The following is an 18,905-nucleotide window of genomic DNA, read 5'->3' on the forward strand; positions in this document are numbered from 1 at the left end:
CTGCGCGCCGGCCGCCGGCTCAGGCGCGGATCTCGAGAGCGGCGCCGGTCCGAGGGGCGAGCCCACGTCGTACGGCCCACCGCTCCGGGACGAGAGCGCGGTCGGGGCCGGCCAGCAGCTGGAGCGCCTCGCGCAGCCGCAGACCGTACGCCTCGACCTGCGCGAGAGCGTCGGAGACCTGGCCCGAGCCCCGCATCGCCGCCAGGTCGAGCACGAGGACGTCGACGTCGAACGCGTCGAAGTCGAAGGCGTGCGCCTGGTAGGCGATCCGTCGCAGCTCGGTCGACCGGTCTGTGTCCGCCCCGAGGCGTACGGCAGCCGCCTCGATGACGCCGAACCCGCTCGACCTGCGCAGTGCCTGCGTGTTCGGCGCCGCGAAGACACGTCCGCCGAGGTCGAGACCGGCGAGCGCGGCCAGGTCCTCGTGCACGACGGCACCGGCCGGGAGGACGACCGCAAGGTCGACGTCGGGCAGCAGGTCGCCCAGGGTCAGGACGATGTCGACGGTCGATCCGTTCGTCTCGACCGTACGCACCTCGACGGCAGGCTGTGCGGCGATCTCGACGTCACCGGCACCCGGGCCGACGAGCGTCACCCGGACCGGCTGGCGGCTGTGCGCGTCGAGCGACGCGAGCAGAGCGGTGAGCTGGTCGGTCACCGCGCCGCGGCCGACGACCACGACGACCTCGTGACCGTTCGCGGCCGGCTCTACCGCCGCGGGAGCCTGCCCTGCGCGAGACACGAGCACGCCGCGAGCACGGACGGCCGGCAGCGGGCGCGACCGGACCGGCGTCGCGGCAGGCGCCTCGTGACGGCTGCGCGCGTCTGCCACCCGCTCGGCCGTCACCTCGCGCCACAACGCGTAGACCTCGTCGGGCGCTGCGCCGTCGAGGATGGAGTCGAGCACCTGCTCGAGCAGCCCCGTGATGCCGGTGCGGATGTCGGAGAGCCGCTGGTCGTCGAGGGGGATCAGACCGGCGAAGCGCGGGTCGGACGGCTTCGGCGGCACGAACTCGGCGTCCATGCCCAAGGAACGCGCCGGCAGGTAGGCGTGGAGGCGGCTGGTCACGAGACCGCTGTGCTGCGTCCGATAGGTCTCCAGCAGGGCGGCCGCGCGGAGGAGGTTGTCGACGAACGGTGTGGTACGGATCCGGTCGTCGCCGTGGCGGTAGGTGACGCCGCCCTCGGGGACCTGGTCCGCGGGGACGTCGACGTACGCACGAGGGGCGTCCGCCGCCGGCACGTCGACGAGATCGGGGAAGACCGTGCTGACCGTCGTCGTCACGCATCCCGAGAAGAACGCCGGGACGTCCATCGAGAGGAGGAGGTCGACCGTCGTCCAGTCGCGACAGCCGATCGGACCGTGCTCGCGCAGGTAGTCGACCACCTCGGGCGTCAGGAGGTCGCGCTTGCTGCAGTGGAAGCTCACGAAGACCGGGAGAAGGTTCGCGTGGAACGGCAGGCCGTACCGGCTCGTCCCGAACAGCGCGTGCATGTACCAGCCGAAGGCGATCGTCCACGTCTGCGGCGGCACCTCTGCGTACGCCGACGCGTCCCTGTCGACGGTGATGACGGAGACGTCGGCGGCCGGCCCGTCGTGCCTCAGGCGATCGGGGACCCGTCCCTGGAGCTCGGTCAGCGCGGTGGCGAGCCTCTCGTCGCCCTCGAACCGAACCTTGGTGCGGCGCACCAGGTGACCCAGCACCGCCAGGCTCTGGACGTGGTCGCCGATGTTGGCCGACGCGCGACGCCGGCCCGGGTGGCCGTAGGCGAGCACCGCGAACGGCACCGTCCCCGGCGCGACCGCAGGCGCCGACGCGGAGACGGGGTCACGCTCGACCCACGAGCGCATCCAGTCGCGCGACTCGCGGACGTGACGCTCCGTACGGTCACGCGACGTCACCGCGTCGTCGAGGCGGGCGTAGAGCGACCGGGCGAGGTCGCTCTCGCGCTCGGCGAAGGCGAGACCGACGGCGACGTCCCACCCGCCGGGTGCCACGTCGGCGGTCGGGTCGGCGACGAGCTCGCGCAGGCTCGTGAGCACGCTTGCTCGGTCGTGGGCGAGACCCGACCGGAGGTACTCCTCCAGCGCCCAGCGACGCCAGTCGGCGGTGGGGACGTCCTGGAACCGGTCCCACGCCAGCGCCAGGTGGCCCGCCTCGTACGCCGCGACCGCCGAGGCGACCGCCGGCGGAGGCGTCGCACCGCGGCTCGACACCCGCGGTCGAGGCAGCAGCGCCCCGACGACGGGGACGCGGCGGAGCCGACCGGCCCATCGCCTCGCACGGCGGCGGATCCGACGGGGGGGCGTCGTGGTCATGCGTTCTCCAGACATCTGGCGTTTTCGTCCCATGTGCGAGCAAGAGTCGCAGATCGACCGCTGGCGCACCTACGCTATCGGCGTGGCGCGCACCAAGATCGTACGGGAACCCCTCGGGTCCGAGACCCACCTGCCCGAAGGCACCTATGTCGCCGCCGCACGAAGGGTTCGCCTGAACAAGGGCGGCCGGACCAGCGCGGTCCTCATGCGGACCAAGATGTTGTCCGAGCTCGGCGGCCGGCGCTCGTTGCTCGCCACCTACGACGACTACCCCGAGTACGACCGGGTCCGTCGCACGCTGGTCGAGCAGGGGAAGCTCCGTGATCCCGCGGACCTCGTGAACCTCTTCGAGTTCTACCGCGAGCGTTCCCCTGCAGACCTGGGCCGTGGATCCCGACCCCTCCGCGGCATCGCCCGGACGACGGCGCGTGACCGGCCGCGGTCCGACGGCACACCGGGCTCCCGGAAGCACGTCAGGTCCAACGGATCGGTCGTCGCGGTCGACCACCTACGACCCGACGGGTCAGTGTTCCTGCGGGTTCCCTCCGGGACCTCCCGCACGCCGTACGCGCTCGTCGACCACGACGGTCGCGTCGTCCGGACGTGGCGGCGGCATCGTGCCCTGCTTCGTACGTGGCTGCTCGACCTGGTGCCCGACGGGGAGGTCTTCGTCACCGCGGACAACCGGTTCACCGGTCTGCTCCTGATGGGCATCCGGTCGCCCCGGGTTCGCCTCCTCGAGGTCGTTCACAACCCGCACACCCGTGGCGACCACCGGTGGGACCGGCCCGTCCTCGACACGTTCCGGCGCGTCTTCGACCATCTCGACCGGCTCGACGGTCTGGTGCTCCTCACCGACCGTCAGCGACAGGACGTCGCGAGACAGTTCGGGGCCACCAACAACCTGTTCACGGTGCCCAATCCCATCCGCCCTGCCGATGACGCGGGTTCGGTGCCGCACGACCGCTCGGAGTTCGTCGTCCTTGCCCGGCTGGAGCGCCAGAAGCGCATCGGCCAGGCCCTCCGAGCGTTCGCCCTGGTGCTCCCGTCGGTGCCCGACGCCACGCTGAGCGTCTACGGCGACGGGAGTCAGCGAGCCCGGCTCGAAGCCCTCGCGCACAAGCTCGGGCTCGCTGAGCGCGTCACCTTCTACGGGTTCGACCCGGGCGCACGCAAGAAGCTGCAGTCGGCGACGGCACTCGTGGTGACGAGCAGCCACGAGGGCTACCCGCTCGCCACGCTCGAGGCCATGAGCAGCGGTTGCCCGGTCGTCGGCTTCGACGTGAAGTACGGCATGCGCGAGCAGGTCACCGACGGCGAGAACGGGTTCCTCGTCGAGGACGGTGACCTGGACGGCCTCGCCGCAAGGATGGTCGAGCTGGCCCGCGACCCGGAGCTGGTCGAGCGGATGGGACGCGCGGCTCGCCTCCGCGCCGACGAGCACACGCCCGAGAGCATCCTCCCGCGTTGGGCCGAGGTCTTCTCACGCGTCCACGACCAGGCACCCACGAGGACCCGGCTGAGGGCCAGCAGGCTCGTCCGCTCGACTCTCGGGCCCTCGCGTGGTCCGGCGTCGGCGGGCCTGCTCGTCAGCGCTGTCGTGGCCGTCCTCGGCTCCGGCCCACGACCGGGCCCGCAATCGGTCACCGCCTCGCTGGACCTCGTCGTCGACGAGACCGGTGAGATCGTGAGCACCCCGTTGCGGGTGTCGAGACGGGCCGGCCTGGTCCGCCTGAAAGGCGACGTGCCCGAGTCGCAGGTCGCTCCCCTCGGAGACGCCGTCGTCCGCGCCAGGCTCGTCCTGGTCTGGCAGAACTCGAGCCTCGAGTTCGACCTGGGGACGGGCACGGTCGACGCGCTGCGCGCCTGACGGGCAGCGCTCGCCTACGGGCGACCCAGGGTCTCACGGACGAGGTGGAGCTTCGCTCGCTCCTCGCGACGCCACCCGTCCCTGCCCTCGAAGTAGTCGTCGACGGCCTTGCGGCAGCCCGACCACGCGTAGTAGTCGTCGAGGATGATCCGCCCACCGGGCACGATCAGCGGAGCCAGCCGCTCCAGGCAGGTCATCGTCGACTCGTACCAGTCGCCGTCCAGGTGCGCGAGGACGACAGGCTCGTCCAGGTCGATCGTGTCGGCGAAGAGCCCCTTGACCAGCTCGACCGACGAGGAGTCGACGGTCACGCCGTGCCGCGCGAAGGAGTCCTGCACCTCGGTGTAGAGGTCGTCGCGGTACCCGTAGTAGGTCGACCCACCGATGCCCTTGGCGCCGCCGGCCGTGATCTTGTCGTAGCGACGGTGGACGTCGGCACCGTCGGACTCCGTGGGCGGCGGGATCATCCCGAACACGTCGTAGACGTACATCGGTCGGTCCGGGCTCTTCGCCGCCGCCATCACGATCGCCGAACCTCCGCGTGCCGTGCCTGCCTCGACGACCGCTCCCTCGAGCCCGGAGCGCTCCGCGTCGAGGACGGCGAGTGCCAGCGTGCGCAGGTACGTCGCGCTCAGGTAGCTCAGGTGCTCCTCGCGGACTCCTGCGACGACCTTCTCGACGTCGTCGCTCAGCACGAGCCCGCGGCGGGCGTCGGCGAGCTGCGCCTCGAGCTCCGCCAGGTCGCGTTGGGAGCGCCGCAGCGCCCGCCGGGCCTTCTTCAGCCTGGACCGGAGGTCTTCCTGGTCGTCCGTCTGGTCGGGCTGCTGGTCAGGGTGGCCGAACCACCGGGACGCTCGGATTCGTCGTATACGCACGGAGTCATCGAACACCACGAAGGTGCGCTCCTGCTAGCGTCGCCGCGTGATGGACTGGCGGACGGCCTGGGAAGCGGCCCTCTACGGGGCGGACGGCTTCTACCGCCGCGAGTCGCCCGCCGAGCACTTCCGGACGTCCGTGCACGCTTCCGGCGGTTTCGCCGCTGCCGTCCTCGAGTACGCACGCCGCCACCGGCTGCGGTCGGTGGTGGACCTCGGCGCAGGACGGGGCGAGCTCCTCGGCGCGCTCGACGCGTTGGCACCGGGCGAGCTCGCGCTGCACGGCGTCGACGTCCGGCCACGTCCCCCGGAGCTGCACGAGCGGATCACCTGGAGCAGCGAGCTCCCTGATCGGATCGTCGGGCTGCTGTTCGCCAACGAGCTGCTCGACAACGTCCCCTGCGACGTCGTCGAGTGCGACGCCGACGGTGTCGTGCGCGGCGTGCTCGTCGACCCGGTCGGTGGTGACGAACAGCTCGGCGAGCCGGTGCGGGACCCGGACGTGCTGGAGTGGCTGGAGCGGTGGTGGCCGCTGACCGAGGCCGGGGCGCGAGCCGAGGTCGGCGTGACGCGCGAGGCGGTGTGGAGCGACGCCGTGGCACGCCTCGAGCAGGGCGTGGCCATCGCGATCGACTACGGGCACCTGCGTGCCGACCGACCGCCTTTCGGCAGCGTGCGCTCGTACCGTGACGGCCACGAGGTCACCGTCGCCCTCGACGGCTCGTGCGACGTGACCGCTCACGTCGCGGTGGATGCGTTGGCCCGTGCGGTGGACGGAGCACTGGTCCGTCAGCGGGACGCCCTGCGGGACCTGGGCACCGACGGTACGCGTCCGCCCATCGGGCTCGCGTCCACCGATCCACGCGCGTACGTCGCCGCCCTCTCGGCGGCCTCGGGCGCCGCCGAGCTCACCGCCGCGGGAGGGCTCGGCGACTTCTGGTGGGTCGTCAGCGAGGTCCGCTGAGGCGCTTCCGGAGCCGCCTGACCTGGCGTCGTACGTTGCGGCGGGCCGCTCGGACCGCGTCGCGCACCGGCAGCGGCACCATGGCCCTCACCCGACGCCGCAGAGGAGCGCCGGCCCTTGCCTGCTCCGCCTCCCACGCGGCGTGGTCGGCGGGGTTCCAGCTCGCGAGCCCGGTCTTCTGCGTCCTCGGGGCGCTGACAGGACCGCGTTCGAACACGACGATGCTGTCGTAGAAGTGCATCGACCGCGTGGTGCGGGTGAAGTCGTCGACGACGAGTCCGGGTTCGACGCTGTGGAACGCGTTGAGCCGGTCGGTGAGCGCCTTCGCGTACTCCATGAAGGTCCCGTCGCGGCCGAGCCCGCCGTCGTACTTGGGTTTGTAGCTCGTGAGCAGGTCCTCGATCAGGAACACTCCGTCGGGCGACATCCGCGGGTAGAGCTCCTCGAACGTGGCGATCTGCTGGGCCGGGTAGTGGCCGCCGTCCTCGATGATGACGTCGATCGTGCCGGCGACCTCGGCGACCTCGGCGAGGAATCCGCGGTCGGCCTGGTCACCGATCATGATCGTCGTCCGATCGTCGGCCCACGCTCGGCAGCGCGGATCGATGTCGACGCCGACGAACCGCGCGTCCGGCCCGAAGTAGTCCTGCCACATCTGCATGGACCCGCCGTACTGGACGCCGAACTCCACGACCGTGATCGGCTTGCCACGGAAGCGTTGGAAGTGGCGTTCGTACACGTCGAAGTAGTGGACCCACTTGTGGATCTGACGGCCCTGGTTGCGTTGGAAGTAGCGTTCGAGGTCGTTGTCGCTCCGGCTCATGGTCCTCACCCTGTCGTGTCTGCGCCACGCACCACGTCAAGCGCGCCGTCGGCGTAGGCGCTCCGAAGCACCTTCTTGTCGAACTTCCCGACCGAGGTGCGCGGCACCGCCTCGATGAACGTCCAGGCGTCGGGCAGCTGCCACTTCGCGAACGAGCCCGCCAGGTGCTCGCGCAGCGCCTCGGGCGTCACGTCGGCGCCGGGGCGCACCACCACGGTCGCGAGCGGTCGCTCCTGCCACTTCTCGTCCGGGATCCCGACGACGGCCGCCTCGACGACGTCGGGGTGCCCCATCAGCGCGTTCTCGAGCTCGACCGACGAGATCCACTCCCCACCCGACTTGATGACGTCCTTCGCGCGGTCGGTGAGCGTGATGAAGCCCTGTCGGTCGATCGTCCCGACGTCGCCCGTGCGCAGCCACCCGTCGCGGAACTTCTCCGGGTCGTCGTCGAGGTAGTAGGCGCCGGTGATCCAGGGTCCCCGTACCTCGACCTCTCCGACGGCCTCACCGTCGTGCGGGAGCACCTCCCCGTCGCCGCCGACGAGCCGCCCCTCGACACCGCCGAGCAGCCGCCCCTGGCCGATGCGGTACGGCCATGCCTCCTCGTCGGACAGCCCCACCGGCGGCTTGCCGGAGGTCGCGACCGGCGAGGTCTCGGTCATGCCCCACGCCTGCTGGATGCGTACGCCGTGCCGGTCCCACAGCGCACGCTGGAGCGACTCGGGGACGGCGGAGCCGCCGCACAGCACCGCCCGGAGCGACGTGAGGTCGGCGGGATGCTCGTCGATCCAGCCGAGCACGTCGTTGAAGATGGTCGGCACCCCGCCGGCGATGGTCGGGCGCGTCTCCTCCATCAGCCGGACGAGCGGCTCGGCCTGGAGCCACCGGTCCGGCATGATCAACGACGCACCGACGAGCACCGCGGCGTACGGAAGGCCCCACGCGTTGGCGTGGAACATCGGCACGACCGGCAGCACGCGGTCGTCGGGGCCCATCCCGGCGTTGTCGCCCATCGCGATCGACATCGAGTGCAGGTACGCCGAGCGGTGGCTGTAGACGACGCCCTTGGGGTTGCCCGTGGTGCCGCTGGTGTAGCACATCGCGGCGGCGTCGCGCTCGTCCACCTCGGGCCACACGAAGTCCTCGGACGCCGCCTCGAGCACCTCCTCGTACCGCAGGACCACCTTGCCGGCCGCCTCGAGCGGCGACAGGTCGGTCTGCTCCGTCTCCGGCCCCGAGACGAGGACGTGGGTGACGGTCTCCATCTGCGGCAGCATCGCGGCGAAAGGCGTCACCAGCGAGGCGTCGACGATGACGGCGCGGTCCTCCGCGTGGTTGACCACGTAGACGACCTGCTCCGGGAACAGCCGGATGTTGATCGTGTGGAGCACGGCGCCCATCGACGGGATCGCGAGGTAGGCCTCGAGGTGCTCGGCGTTGTTCCACATGAACGTGCCGACCCGCTCGTCGCCGGTGATGCCGATGTCGCGCAGCGCGTTGGCGAGCCGCGCGGCGCGGCGCCCGACGTCGCCGTACGAGCGGCTTCGCGTGCCGTCGGCCGTCGCCGTGACGACGGTCGCATCGGCGTACGCCGTCGTCCCGTAGCGCAAGATCCGGCTGAGGCTGAGGGGGACGTCCTGCATGGTGCTGCGCATCGAGAACCTCCGAGGAGCATGGCCTGGGTCACACAGTGTGCCGGAGGTGCGCGCAGGGGACCACCCTCTGCGTCGCGCTTTGCAGCGGCGGCGCTTATACCACTGCAACCCGAGTTGTGTCTGGAAGTTTCACGGATCTCCAGTTGCATGAAGCGAACGCAGCCGGGAACGTGAGGGAAATCTCACGTGGTCGCCGCGGGGGCTCGAGCCATCGGCGAACGGTCGACCACCCGCGAAAGGAAAACGACCTTGCGCACGACACGACTCACACCCTGGTCAAAGGTCCTCGCGACCGCCGCAGGTGCGGCGCTCGCGGCCTCCGTCCTCGTCGGCAGCGGCACGACCGCAGGCGCCGACCAGCGCGACGACGCTCTCGAGAAGGCACTCGCCGCCGCCGCGGACGACGCACCCGCGGCCCTCCAGACACCGTTCGAGACGTCCGGCGGCGCCAGCTGGACGACCCACCCGCAGTCCCTCCAGTTCTACCGTCAGCTCGACGCGGCCAGCGAGCGCGTCGCCGTCAGCAACGTCGGCCGTACGACGCAGGGTCGACCGATCCAGCTCATCTCGATCGGCGAACCGGCGCCCAAGTCGCAGACCGAGGCCGCCGACGGCTCGGTGGCGATGTTCGTCTGCTCCGTCCACGGCAACGAGCCGTCCGGCCGCGAGGCGTGCATGAAGCTTGCCCGCGACCTGGCCACCAGCACGGACTCCACCGTGACGCGCTTCCTGTCGCGCACCACCGTGCTCGTGATCAACGCGAACCCCGACGGCTGGGTCGCCAACACCCGCGGCAACGCGAACGGCGTCGACGTCAACCGCGACTACCTCGAGCTCGCGACACCCGAGGGCCGCGCGGTCACGAAGGTCATCCGTGACTGGAACCCCGACATCCTGAACGACCTCCACGAGTACGGCCCGAGCGAGTACTACCGGACCGACCTCCTCCACCTCTGGCCCCGCAACCGCAACGTCGACGACCAGGTCCACTCGCTCAGCCAGGAGATGAGTGAGGACTACGCGGCGGCCCAGGCCCGCAGCGAGGGCTTCACCGCCGGCATCTACGGCCACTACGTCAAGGACGGTGAGCCGTTCCTGCAGGTCGCCGGCGACGAGCAGGTCCGGATCCTGCGCAACTACGCCGGTCTCGTCAACGTCGTCGGCATGCTGAGCGAGACGGCCACACGTCCGCTGAACGACGAGGAGGCGGCGGACGTCCGCGTCCTCAACAACCGCCGCGTCGACACCAACTACGCGAGCGCCCTCGGGTCGACCCAGATGGTCGCAGAGAACCGCGAGACGCTGGCGCGGGAGACCGCCGCAGCGGCTGAGCGACAGACCGAGCTGGGTGCGTCGCAGGGTGGTGTCATCTACTTCGCGGGCCAGGACGACATGCTGCCGACCAGCGGGGACGAGGTCGAACCTGAGCCGATGTGCGCCTACCAGATCAGCGAGGAGACGTTCCAGCAGGTGCGCCAGGCTCTGCGCCTGCACGACCTGAAGTCGACCCGCAACGCTGCCGGGCGCGTGGTCAGCCTCGCGCAGCCGAACCGAGGGCTGGTCCCGCTGATGTTCGACGAGCGGCACGAGTTCCGCATCGCCGAGGGGACGCCGCTCCAGACCTGCTGACCGACGCGGCAACACGCAGGACTCGCAGCTGCGACCAGGACGTGGTCGCAGCTGCGAGTCATGTCTGCAGGTGGTCGGTCAGCGCACTCGCAGGACCACGCGCGTCGAGGAACCGCCGAACGCCCACGATCCGCTGTAGACGATCCGCAGGGTGTGCCTGCCACGCTTCTTCAGCTTCGGCAGCTTCACGGTCACCTTCCCGCGCTTGCCGACCGTCAGCGTCGCCTTGCCGACGCGCTTCTTGCCGTCGTAGATCTTCACCGTGCCGGTCGGGCGGATCGTCGTCCCGCGTCCGGCGACGGTGGCGGTGACCTTCGCGCGCTGCTTGCGGGTGACCTTCTTCTTCGACAGCCTCGCCTTGGTCACCGTGCCGGCCTTGGTGATCCGGAGGCTGGTCCGCGCCACCGCCGTCGTCGGCGAGTAGTCGGCCCGGTACGTGGCGGTGATCGCGTGCGTACCGACGGCGATGCCCGCCGGGACGGTCATGGCGCCAGCACCGCGGGAGAGGCGTACGGTGCCGAGGCCGCGGCTCCCGGCACGGAAGGCCACCGTGCCTGCGGCATAGGTTCCTGCGCGCGTGACCGACGCTGTCACCCGCGCTGCACGCCCGTACGACGTGCTGGTCGGGCTCACAATCACCCGAGCAGAGGCCGGCGAGGGGTTCAGCGCCAGCGCGACGCGCCACGTCATCGTGCCGAGGCTCGCCGCGGTGGACACGCCGAGGATCCGGGCGCCGGCGGCGGTGGCAGCGAGGTCGACGCTGCCCCTGAACCCCATGGGGTCCCCGCTCTGGCCGTAGATGACAGGCGCCGTGGCGATGACGACACCGCGCTCACTGCGAGTCGCCTGGCCCGGGTGCCGGTAGGTCGCGTCGGCGCGGAGCGAGCCGCCCTGCCCCGCGGTGACCCAGTGCAGGTCCGAGAGGGTGACGTCACGGTGCCTGCTGACGAACCGCGCCAGACCACCGGTCTCGTACCGGCCGCTGCCCTTCAGGTAGTCGGTCATCGGAAAGCTGACCTTCGCTGCGTCGGTCGTGTCCTTCACGGCGCCGGAGGACAGCGCCACCGAACCACCTTCGGCGAGCACCTTCGTCCGCAGCGGGTCGACTCCCCAGCTGAACGCCGAGCCGGGTGCGGCGTAGCGCAGCGCCGGAAGCACGGTCGCCGAACCGGTCGCGGTCACCGTGCCTGAGGTCGTGACGAGCTTGCCGGTCACGGTGTGCGTCCCGACCGGGAAGGGCCCGTTGATCGTGCCCATGTACTGGTGGGGATTCGGGTTGTCGTCGCTGCGCTCGAGCGTGACCGTCTTGCCCGCAAACGTTGCCGTCGCCGTGCCGACGGGCTCGTCGCCCGCAGCGGTGAACGAGATCCAGAGGTCTCCGTCCGCCCACGTCTCGGTCCAGCCGTTGTAGGTCAGCGTGGTCGCGGCACTGGCGGGCGGCGCTGCGGCGAGAAGGCCGACGGCGAGCAGCGCGGCCAGGACGCCCGCGAGCAGGCGGCGCGAAGCATTCGGGACAAAGGACAGCACGATCTCTCCTGACAGGTATAAGGTGCGTCCCCCCGAACGCGCGACCATTGTGCCACGCGTTGGGTCAGTCCTTCCGCCGCCGTCCAGCGACTCCACGCCGCTAGGCTGAGCGACATGTCGAGCGACACTCCCACTCCCCGCAGGCTGACGGTCGGCGTGGGCGCCGGCTCGGCCGGGTTCGGCCACGAGCGCGGTGGCGGTGTCGACATCGACACGACCGACATGGTGCTGAACGTCGGCCCGCAGCACCCGGCGACGCACGGCGTCCTGCGGCTCCGGCTGACGCTCGACGGCGAGCGGATCGTGGAGTGCGAGCCGATCGTCGGCTACATGCACCGCGGCGTCGAGAAGCTGTTCGAGGTCCGCGACTACCGCCAGATCATCGTGCTCGCGAATCGCCACGACTGGCTGTCGGCGTTCTCGTCGGAGGTCGGGGTGGTGCTCGCCGTGGAGCGGATGCTCGGACTCGAGGTTCCCGAGCGCGCGACCTGGGCACGGACCCTGCTCGCCGAGCTGAACCGCATCCTCAACCACCTGATGTTCCTCGGGTCGTACCCCCTCGAGATCGGTGCCATCACCCCGATCTTCTACGCGTTCCGGGAGCGGGAGACGATCCAGGAGGTCATGGAGGAGATCTCCGGCGGGCGGATGCACTACATGTTCAACCGCGTCGGCGGCCTCAAGGAGGATCTGCCGGCGGGATGGCTCGGCCGGGTCGGCGCAGCAACCACGGCGGTGCGGAGCCGTCTCGGGCAGATCGAGGACCTCCTGCTCGACAACGAGATCTTCATCGCCCGGACCCGCGGTGTGGGTGTGCTCTCGCCCGCGCTCGCCCAGGCGTACGGCGTGTCCGGGCCGATCGCGCGGGCGTCAGGGGTCGACTTCGACCTGCGCCGCGACGACCCTTACCTCGCGTACCGGGAGCTCGCAGCCGACAAGGTTCTTCGCGTGGTCACGCGGACCGAGGGCGACAGCTATGCCCGGTTCTCCTGCCTGCTCGACCAGGTGCGCGCGTCCCTGGACCTGGTTGACGCCTGTGTGGCGCGGATGCGCGACCTGCCGCAGGGGCCGGTCAACGTGAAGCTCCCGAAGATCGTCAAGGTGCCCGAGGGCTCGACGTACACCTGGACCGAGAACCCGCTCGGGATCAACGGTTACTACCTGGTGTCGCGCGGCGAGAAGACGCCGTGGCGGCTCAAGCTCCGTTCGGCGTCGTTCAACAACATCGCCGTCCTCCCCGAAGTGGTGCGCGGCGCCGTCGTGGCGGACCTGATCTCGATCCTCGGTTCGATGTTCTTCGTCGTCGGGGACATCGACAAGTGAGCGAAAGGGTCGACGAAGTCGCCCCTGCAGCGAACGGTCGATGCTCCCCGCGCCATCAAGTCGTCGGGGACATCGACAAGTGAGCGAAAGGGTCGACGAAGTCGCCCCTGCAGCGAACGGTCGATGCTCCCCGCGCCATCAAGTCGTCGGAGACATCGACAAGTAGCAGAGAGTCGATGACGCAGATATGCGGCGATCGACTTCGACGGGCCGAGTTGGGTCGTGCGCTCTAGTGTTCACAAGCGTGGGCGACGTGTGGGCGGTCAGCGACATCCATGGGCATCGTGACGTCCTCGTCGCGGCCCTGACGAAGGCAGGGCTGGTCGACGAGCACGAGCACTGGTCGGGCGGCGAGGCGAGGCTGTGGTTCCTCGGGGACTACGTCGACCGCGGACCGGACGGCATCGGCGTGATCAGGCTGGCGAGACGCCTCGAGGAAGAGGCTGCAGCCGCCGGCGGTGCAGCGACCGCGCTGCTGGGCAACCACGAGATCCTGATGCTCGGGATGCACCGCTACGGGCCGATGCCGGTCCCGAGCGATCCTCGCTACGCGTTCGAGCCCAACTGGGTCGGCAACGGCGGAGTGGTGACCGACCTGGAAGGCCTCGACGAGGAGCTCCTCGACTGGCTGACGACCCGGACCGTGGTCGGGGTGGACGCGTCCCAGCTGCTGCTGCACTCCGACACGACCGCGTACCTCGAGTGGGGCAACACCATCGACGAGATCAACGCCGCGGTCAGGGCCGAGCTGCACATGCCCGACCTCGACACGTGGTGGGAGATCTGGCGGAGGCTGACGTCACGCTACGCGTTCGCACGCGAGGACGGGGTCGAGACTGCCCGACAGGTGCTGGACACCCTGGGCGGCCGCCGGATCGTCCATGGACACACGATCGGCGCGCTCATCCGGGGCGGCTCCGTGACACCGGACGACGAACCCGTGGTGTACGCGGACGGGCTCGCTCTCGACATCGACGGCGGGGTCTTCGTCGGCGGGCCGTGCCACCTCGTCCGCCTGGACGAGGTGGCCGACCACCGCTGACAGGTCGCCCGGGGGGGCGAGCTAACCGAGAAGGCCCTCGTCCTCGAGGAACTGCTTGGCCACGTCGGCCGGCTTCTCACGGTCGACGTCGACGGCGACGTTCATCTCGGCGAGCTTGTCGGTCGTGAGCTTCGCGGAGAGCTCGTTGAGCGCATTGGCTGCGTCCTCGTTGTCGGCGAGCCACTCCGTGTTGACCGCGGGGATGAGGTTCTGAGCGGGCTGCAGGCCCTTGTCGTCCTCGAGCAGCACGAGACCGTCGTCCTCGAGGGCGCCGTCGGTCGTCGCGACCTGCACCAGCTGCACCTCGCCGCTGGTGGCGGCGTCCTTGCCCTCGCGGCTGCCGAACCCCAGCGGGAGGATCTCGGCCAGGTCGATCCCGTAGACCTCCTCGAGGCCCTTGCCGCAGTCCTGGCGGTCCTTGCAGTCCGGCGCCGCCGCGAGCTTGATGGGCGTGCCGAGTGCGCCGAGGTCGGAGAGGGTCGCCACGGAGTTCTCGTCGGCGAACTCCTTGGTGACGGCGTACGCGTTCTGGTCGGTCGCCTCGGCCGGCTCGAGCAGGGTCACGCCCGCGGCCTCGGCGAGCTCGCTGACCGCGGCAACCGTCTCCTCGACGTTGTTGCTCGTCACCGGCGGCGCCGTGTCGCCGTTGGCCTGCTTGTTGAGGAAGTCACCGATGCCTGCGAGGTACTCGGGGACGACCTGCACGTTGTTGTCGGTCAGCTGCGCCATGTAGATGTCGCGCGTGTCGACCAGCTTCTGGGTGACGTCGTAACCCGTGTCCTCGAGAACCTGGGTGTAGAGCTCGGCGAGGATCTGCATCTCGGTGAAGTTCTGGCCGGACAGCGTCACCGAGCCCTTGGACTCGCCACCCGAGCCGCCGTCACCGTCACCGTCGTCGCCGCCGCATGCCGGCAGCGCGATCAGCGCGACCGCGGCTGCGATCGAGGCGGCACCGCGGCGTACGCGGCGAAGTGTCGTGGAGTTCATCGGATCCCTTCCGTCACGACCTTGTGGCCGCGGTGTCTGTCTTGGGTGCTGTGTCTGTCGGCGGTCGTGCTTCGATCTCCGGTGCCTGGACGATCCCATCATGGCCGCTACCCCTGACACGACGCATGGGGTCGACACGCCGTTCGACGAGTGCGGCCAGGCCTTCCAGCGCCAGTGCACCGGCGGCGACGAGGATCGCGCCGCCGATCACGTACTGGTAGTCGCCGTTGCTGAACCCGTACGTGATCGTGTTGCCGAGGCCGGGCCCGGCGACCAGGGCCGCGATCGTGGCGGTCGCCCACAGCTGGACCACCGCCAGGCGCACGCCGTTCGCGACCAGCCCCGAGGCGAGGGGCAGCTCCACCCGCCGGAACACCTGCCACTCGCTCATCCCCGTCCCTCGGGCGGCCTCGACGATCTCCGGGTCGACCTCGCGCACCCCGACGTACGCGTTGGTGACGACCGGTGGCAGCCCGAACAGGACGAGAGCGATGAGCGTCGCCATCCCGGCCCGACCGTACGGCCCCAGCGTGGCCGTCCCGACCGGACCCAGCGACAGCAGCCCGAGGACGGCGAAGACCGGGATGGCACGCCCGATGTTGGAGAGGTTGATCGCGAAGGTCCCGCCACGACCGCGGTGGCCGAGCCACAGTCCTAGCGGGAGCCCGACCATGAGGACGACGACCAGCGCGGTCACCGTGAGGAGGACCTGCTGGACGAGCTGGTCCCACAGTCCGTTCGTGCCCTCCCAGTTCGCGGGGTCGAGCAGGAACTCCAGCGCCTCGCGGAACTCGTTCACGTCGCCACCCCCCGCGTCCACGGGGTCACGAGCCGGGTGAAGGCGACGAGCAGCAGGTCCAGGGCGACGGCCAGCACGACGCACAGCACGCTGGTGGTCAGCACCTGTGCCTTGAAGCTGTCGTCGAGGCCGTTGGCCAGCATGTTGCCGAGGCCGCCGTACGCGACGATCGTGCCGAGCGTGACCAGCGCGACCGTCGAGACCGTGGCGATCCGCAGCCCGGCCATGACGACGGGCAGCGCGAGCGGGGCCTCGATGCGCAGGAGCAGGCGGACCCGCCCGTACCCGAGCCCGGTCGCCGCCTCGACGACCTCGTCCGGCACGCCGTCGAGCCCGGTCAGCACGTTGCGGACGAGGATCGACAGGGAGTAGAGGCCGAGACCGATGACCACCGTGGTGGCGCTCAGCCCGGTGGCCTGGGCGAGCAGCGAGAACATCGCCAGCGACGGGATCGTGTAGATCAGCGTCGTGCTGCCGAGCAGCAGCGAGCGCATCCGTGCGCGGCGTCGCGCCACGAGGGCGAGCGCCACGGCCAGCACGAAGCCGAGGACGACCGCCGACACGGTCAGCAGCACGTGCTGCACCGTCGCGTCCCAGAGCTCGGGCGCGTAGCGGGTCACGTACTCCGGGCACACCCACGCGTTGACGGCGCGCGAGTAGCAGGGCGGGTCAGCGGCGACCACTGCGTCTGGGACGACCCCGGCGGCTAGGCTCACGTCATGCACCGTACCGAGGGCGCGATGATCGTGCTGGACGGCATCGGCAAGCAGTACGCCGACGGTTCCGTCGCAGTGCGCGACCTGTCCCTGTCCGTGCCGCGCGGCTCCCTGGTTGCCCTGGTCGGGCCGTCGGGATGCGGCAAGTCGACGACGCTCAAGATGATCAACCGGCTGATCGAGCCGACCACGGGCCGGATCCTGATCGACGGCGAGGACGTGACGAAGGCCGATCCCGTCGCGCTCCGGCGCGGCATTGGGTACGTCATCCAGCAGGTCGGCCTGTTCCCGCACCAGTCGATCCGGCAGAACGTCACCACCGTGCCGAGCCTGCTGGGGTGGGACGGCGAGCGTGCGCGGGCCCGCGCCGACGAGCTCCTCGAGATGGTCGGCCTCGATCCGGCGACGTACGCCGACCGCTACCCGCACCAGCTCTCCGGTGGCCAGCGTCAGCGTGTCGGCGTCGCACGGGCGCTCGCCGCGGACCCGCCCGTGCTGCTGATGGACGAGCCGTTCGGCGCGGTCGACCCGATCGTTCGCGAGCGGCTCCAGGACGAGTTCCTTCGCCTCCAGCACGAGCTCGGCAAGACGGTCGTCTTCGTCACCCACGACATCGACGAGGCCGTCCGGCTGGGCGACCGCGTGGCGGTGCTCGCCTCGGGCGGCGACCTGCGCCAGTACGACTCCCCCGCTGCCGTCCTCGGCTCCCCCGCAGACGACTTCGTGGCCGAGTTCGTGGGAGCCGACCGAGGCCTTCGCCGCCTCGCCGTCACCGCGATCGAGGTCCGTGACCTGGAGGACGCTCCGGTCGTACGCCGTGACGCGTCGGCCGACGACGTCCGTCAGGCCGCGAGCGGCACGGACGTCCCGTGGGCCATCGTGCTGGACGACGACGGCCGCCTCGCCGGCTGGGCGCCCGCCGACCAGCCGGCCGGGTCGAGCAGCATGAGGGTGCGGCCGATGGAGGCCACCGTGCACCGCTCGGCCACGCTGAAGGACGCGTGGGCCGTGATGCTCCGCTACGACGCCGGTTGGGTGGCCGTGCTCGACGACGACCGGCGGCTGCTCGGTGTGCTGACCCCCGAGTCGCTCCACGCGGCACTGCGCAGGTCCGTACGGATCACCGAGCCCGCCTGAGTCCGGCCACTCGGCCGGACCGCCGCTGTCAGGCCTCCTTGGCCTCGGGGAGATCGTCCTCGGCGGCGCTGTCGTCGCCCGACTTCTCGGCGTCGCCGGTCGAGGCGTCGGCGTCGTCGCCCTCGGAGGCGGCCTCGTCAGCAGCCTGCGCCCGGACCGCGGCCGCGGCCTCCCAGCTGAGCAGGTCGACGATCGTGGGCACGTCGGCGCCCTCCCACAGGCCCATCGCCGCGGCAGCGGGGGACTCTGAGGTCTCGCCTGCGGTGCGCAGCGACTCGACCTCGCTCGCGAGCACCTTGCGCAACGCGTCGGACTCCTCGGCCCGCGCCTCGGCGAGGCGCAGCGTGCCGTTCAGCTCGCCGATGCGCTTCGTGGTGATCGACAGCGTCTCGTTGACCGCCTCGACGAACTGCATGTTCTCGCGGGTGCGGTCGACCGTCATGTCGCGGTAGGCCTGGGCCTGCTCAGCACGGTCCTTGTACCACTCGCGGCGAGTCGTCATGACCTCGTCCGCGACGATCCGCGCCGAGGCCGCTCCGGCGACCACCGCTGTGATCGCCGCAGCGATCAGAACGCCCTGCGAGGCCGCCACCACGGCTACGGCGACGAACACAGCAGAAGCCGCCAGCAAGAGGCTGGCGGCGAGGATGCGCGTGGAGCGCTGGCGGCGGCGAACGTTGGGCATGGGCAGAACAGTACGCTACGGCTCGGCGCTCCTTCGTGACGGACACCACCTGATCCGGAGGTGCCTCAGGCCTTCGCCGGAGCGTCCTCGTCGTCGTCGTCCCGCGGCACCTCGCAGGCGCGTTCGAGGGCCAGCGCGGCCGCCAGCGCGAGCAGCGCGGCGATCGCCGCTGCCGCTGATCGGACGACGCGCTCGCGGGGAAGCGAGAGCTCCGTGTCGCCGGCGAACGACAGCGCGAACCCGATGTAGTAGCCCGCGATCAGCGCGGTCACGATCGCCGACGCCTTCGCCAGCGCGAGCAGTCGCACGGCGCGTGCCGAGTGCATCGTGCGCCGCTCACGGTGCAGCGCCACGTACGTCGACCGCGCGAGGAACGCGAGGACACCGGCGAGGAACAGGAGCGTCCCTGCAGCGACCCAGGACACCGTCGGGACGACCGCGTCGCGCCACTCGAGGAACGGCCGGACCGACCGTCCGACGGCGAGACCGACGACACCGAGGACCGCGAGCTGGGCTGCCGAAGAACGGCGCAGGGCAGGACGACCCATGGACG

Annotated in this window: 16 protein-coding genes; 6 read left to right on the plus strand and 10 right to left on the minus strand. The window is 70.7% G+C overall.

Features of this window, described 5'->3' with window-relative positions; genetic code table 11:
• Positions 1-19 precede the first annotated feature (19 nt).
• Positions 20-2,320 (minus strand): hypothetical protein, encoded by a 2,301-nt coding sequence (locus tag AB3M34_RS19640; protein ID WP_370616483.1) that lies wholly within the window; start codon positions 2,318-2,320, stop codon positions 20-22.
• Between the two features lie 82 nt (positions 2,321-2,402).
• Between AB3M34_RS19640 and AB3M34_RS19645 the strand changes: the two genes are divergently transcribed.
• Complete coding sequence (locus AB3M34_RS19645; protein ID WP_370616485.1) at positions 2,403-4,190, plus strand: glycosyltransferase; 1,788 nt, start codon at positions 2,403-2,405, stop codon at positions 4,188-4,190.
• Positions 4,191-4,204: 14 nt separating this feature from the next.
• Here AB3M34_RS19645 and AB3M34_RS19650 read toward each other — a convergent pair whose 3' ends face one another.
• Entirely contained in the window at positions 4,205-5,065 is an 861-nt protein-coding gene (locus tag AB3M34_RS19650) for a TylF/MycF/NovP-related O-methyltransferase (protein WP_370616486.1), read from the minus strand.
• A 49-nt stretch (positions 5,066-5,114) separates the two neighbouring features.
• Between AB3M34_RS19650 and AB3M34_RS19655 the strand changes: the two genes are divergently transcribed.
• Complete coding sequence (locus AB3M34_RS19655; RefSeq protein ID WP_370620075.1) at positions 5,115-6,029, plus strand: SAM-dependent methyltransferase; 915 nt, start codon at positions 5,115-5,117, stop codon at positions 6,027-6,029.
• On the opposite strand, the gene AB3M34_RS19660 is transcribed toward AB3M34_RS19655, so the two are convergent.
• Together AB3M34_RS19660 and AB3M34_RS19665 are read right to left on the minus strand one after the other, a co-directional pair.
• Positions 6,013-6,852 (minus strand): class I SAM-dependent methyltransferase, encoded by an 840-nt coding sequence (locus AB3M34_RS19660; protein WP_370616488.1) that lies wholly within the window; start codon positions 6,850-6,852, stop codon positions 6,013-6,015. The genes AB3M34_RS19655 and AB3M34_RS19660 overlap by 17 nt on opposite strands.
• A 5-nt stretch (positions 6,853-6,857) precedes the next feature.
• Entirely contained in the window at positions 6,858-8,507 is a 1,650-nt protein-coding gene (locus tag AB3M34_RS19665; protein WP_370616489.1) for a long-chain fatty acid--CoA ligase, read from the minus strand.
• Between the two features lie 249 nt (positions 8,508-8,756).
• On the opposite strand from AB3M34_RS19665, the gene AB3M34_RS19670 reads away from it, so the two are divergent.
• Positions 8,757-10,136 carry a M14 family zinc carboxypeptidase gene (locus tag AB3M34_RS19670; RefSeq protein WP_370616491.1) on the plus strand — a complete coding sequence of 460 codons (1,380 nt, stop codon included), beginning with the start codon at positions 8,757-8,759 and terminating at the stop codon, positions 10,134-10,136.
• A 78-nt stretch (positions 10,137-10,214) separates the two neighbouring features.
• On the opposite strand, the gene AB3M34_RS19675 is transcribed toward AB3M34_RS19670, so the two are convergent.
• Positions 10,215-11,663 (minus strand): Ig-like domain-containing protein, encoded by a 1,449-nt coding sequence (locus tag AB3M34_RS19675; protein ID WP_370616492.1) that lies wholly within the window; start codon positions 11,661-11,663, stop codon positions 10,215-10,217.
• 114 nt (positions 11,664-11,777) lie between these two features.
• Here AB3M34_RS19675 and AB3M34_RS19680 point away from each other — a divergent pair, with 114 nt between their 5' ends.
• Together AB3M34_RS19680 and AB3M34_RS19685 are read left to right on the plus strand one after the other, a co-directional pair.
• Positions 11,778-12,986, plus strand: a complete 1,209-nt coding sequence (locus AB3M34_RS19680; protein WP_370616493.1) for an NADH-quinone oxidoreductase subunit D — start codon at positions 11,778-11,780, stop codon at positions 12,984-12,986.
• Between the two features lie 244 nt (positions 12,987-13,230).
• Positions 13,231-14,028 carry a metallophosphoesterase gene (locus AB3M34_RS19685; protein ID WP_370616494.1) on the plus strand — a complete coding sequence of 266 codons (798 nt, stop codon included), beginning with the start codon at positions 13,231-13,233 and terminating at the stop codon, positions 14,026-14,028.
• Positions 14,029-14,049: 21 nt separating this feature from the next.
• On the opposite strand, the gene AB3M34_RS19690 is transcribed toward AB3M34_RS19685, so the two are convergent.
• From AB3M34_RS19690 to AB3M34_RS19700, 3 genes are read right to left on the minus strand one after another with little or no spacing between them, the layout of a single operon-like run.
• A complete protein-coding gene (locus tag AB3M34_RS19690; protein WP_370616496.1) occupies positions 14,050-15,015 on the minus strand; it encodes an ABC transporter substrate-binding protein in 966 nt (321 codons plus the stop codon).
• Between the two features lie 13 nt (positions 15,016-15,028).
• Complete coding sequence (locus AB3M34_RS19695; protein WP_370616498.1) at positions 15,029-15,814, minus strand: ABC transporter permease; 786 nt, start codon at positions 15,812-15,814, stop codon at positions 15,029-15,031.
• Complete coding sequence (locus AB3M34_RS19700) at positions 15,811-16,530, minus strand: ABC transporter permease (RefSeq protein ID WP_370616500.1); 720 nt, start codon at positions 16,528-16,530, stop codon at positions 15,811-15,813. Before AB3M34_RS19700 ends, AB3M34_RS19695 begins: the two co-directional genes overlap by 4 nt.
• A 3-nt stretch (positions 16,531-16,533) precedes the next feature.
• Here AB3M34_RS19700 and AB3M34_RS19705 point away from each other — a divergent pair, with 3 nt between their 5' ends.
• Complete coding sequence (locus tag AB3M34_RS19705) at positions 16,534-17,667, plus strand: betaine/proline/choline family ABC transporter ATP-binding protein (protein ID WP_370616502.1); 1,134 nt, start codon at positions 16,534-16,536, stop codon at positions 17,665-17,667.
• A gap of 28 nt (positions 17,668-17,695) precedes the next feature.
• Here AB3M34_RS19705 and AB3M34_RS19710 read toward each other — a convergent pair whose 3' ends face one another.
• Together AB3M34_RS19710 and AB3M34_RS19715 are read right to left on the minus strand one after the other, a co-directional pair.
• Positions 17,696-18,352: a hypothetical protein gene (locus AB3M34_RS19710; RefSeq protein WP_370616503.1), complete on the minus strand. Its 657-nt coding sequence runs from the start codon at positions 18,350-18,352 to the stop codon at positions 17,696-17,698.
• Between the two features lie 65 nt (positions 18,353-18,417).
• Positions 18,418-18,900, minus strand: coding sequence for a DUF3180 domain-containing protein (locus tag AB3M34_RS19715; protein ID WP_370616505.1), 483 nt, complete (start codon positions 18,898-18,900; stop codon positions 18,418-18,420).
• Between the last annotated feature and the right edge of the window lie 5 nt (positions 18,901-18,905).

Origin of the sequence: Mumia sp. Pv4-285 (genome assembly GCF_041320275.1) — a bacterium.
GTDB classification, from domain to species: Bacteria; Actinomycetota; Actinomycetes; order Propionibacteriales; family Nocardioidaceae; genus Mumia; species Mumia qirimensis.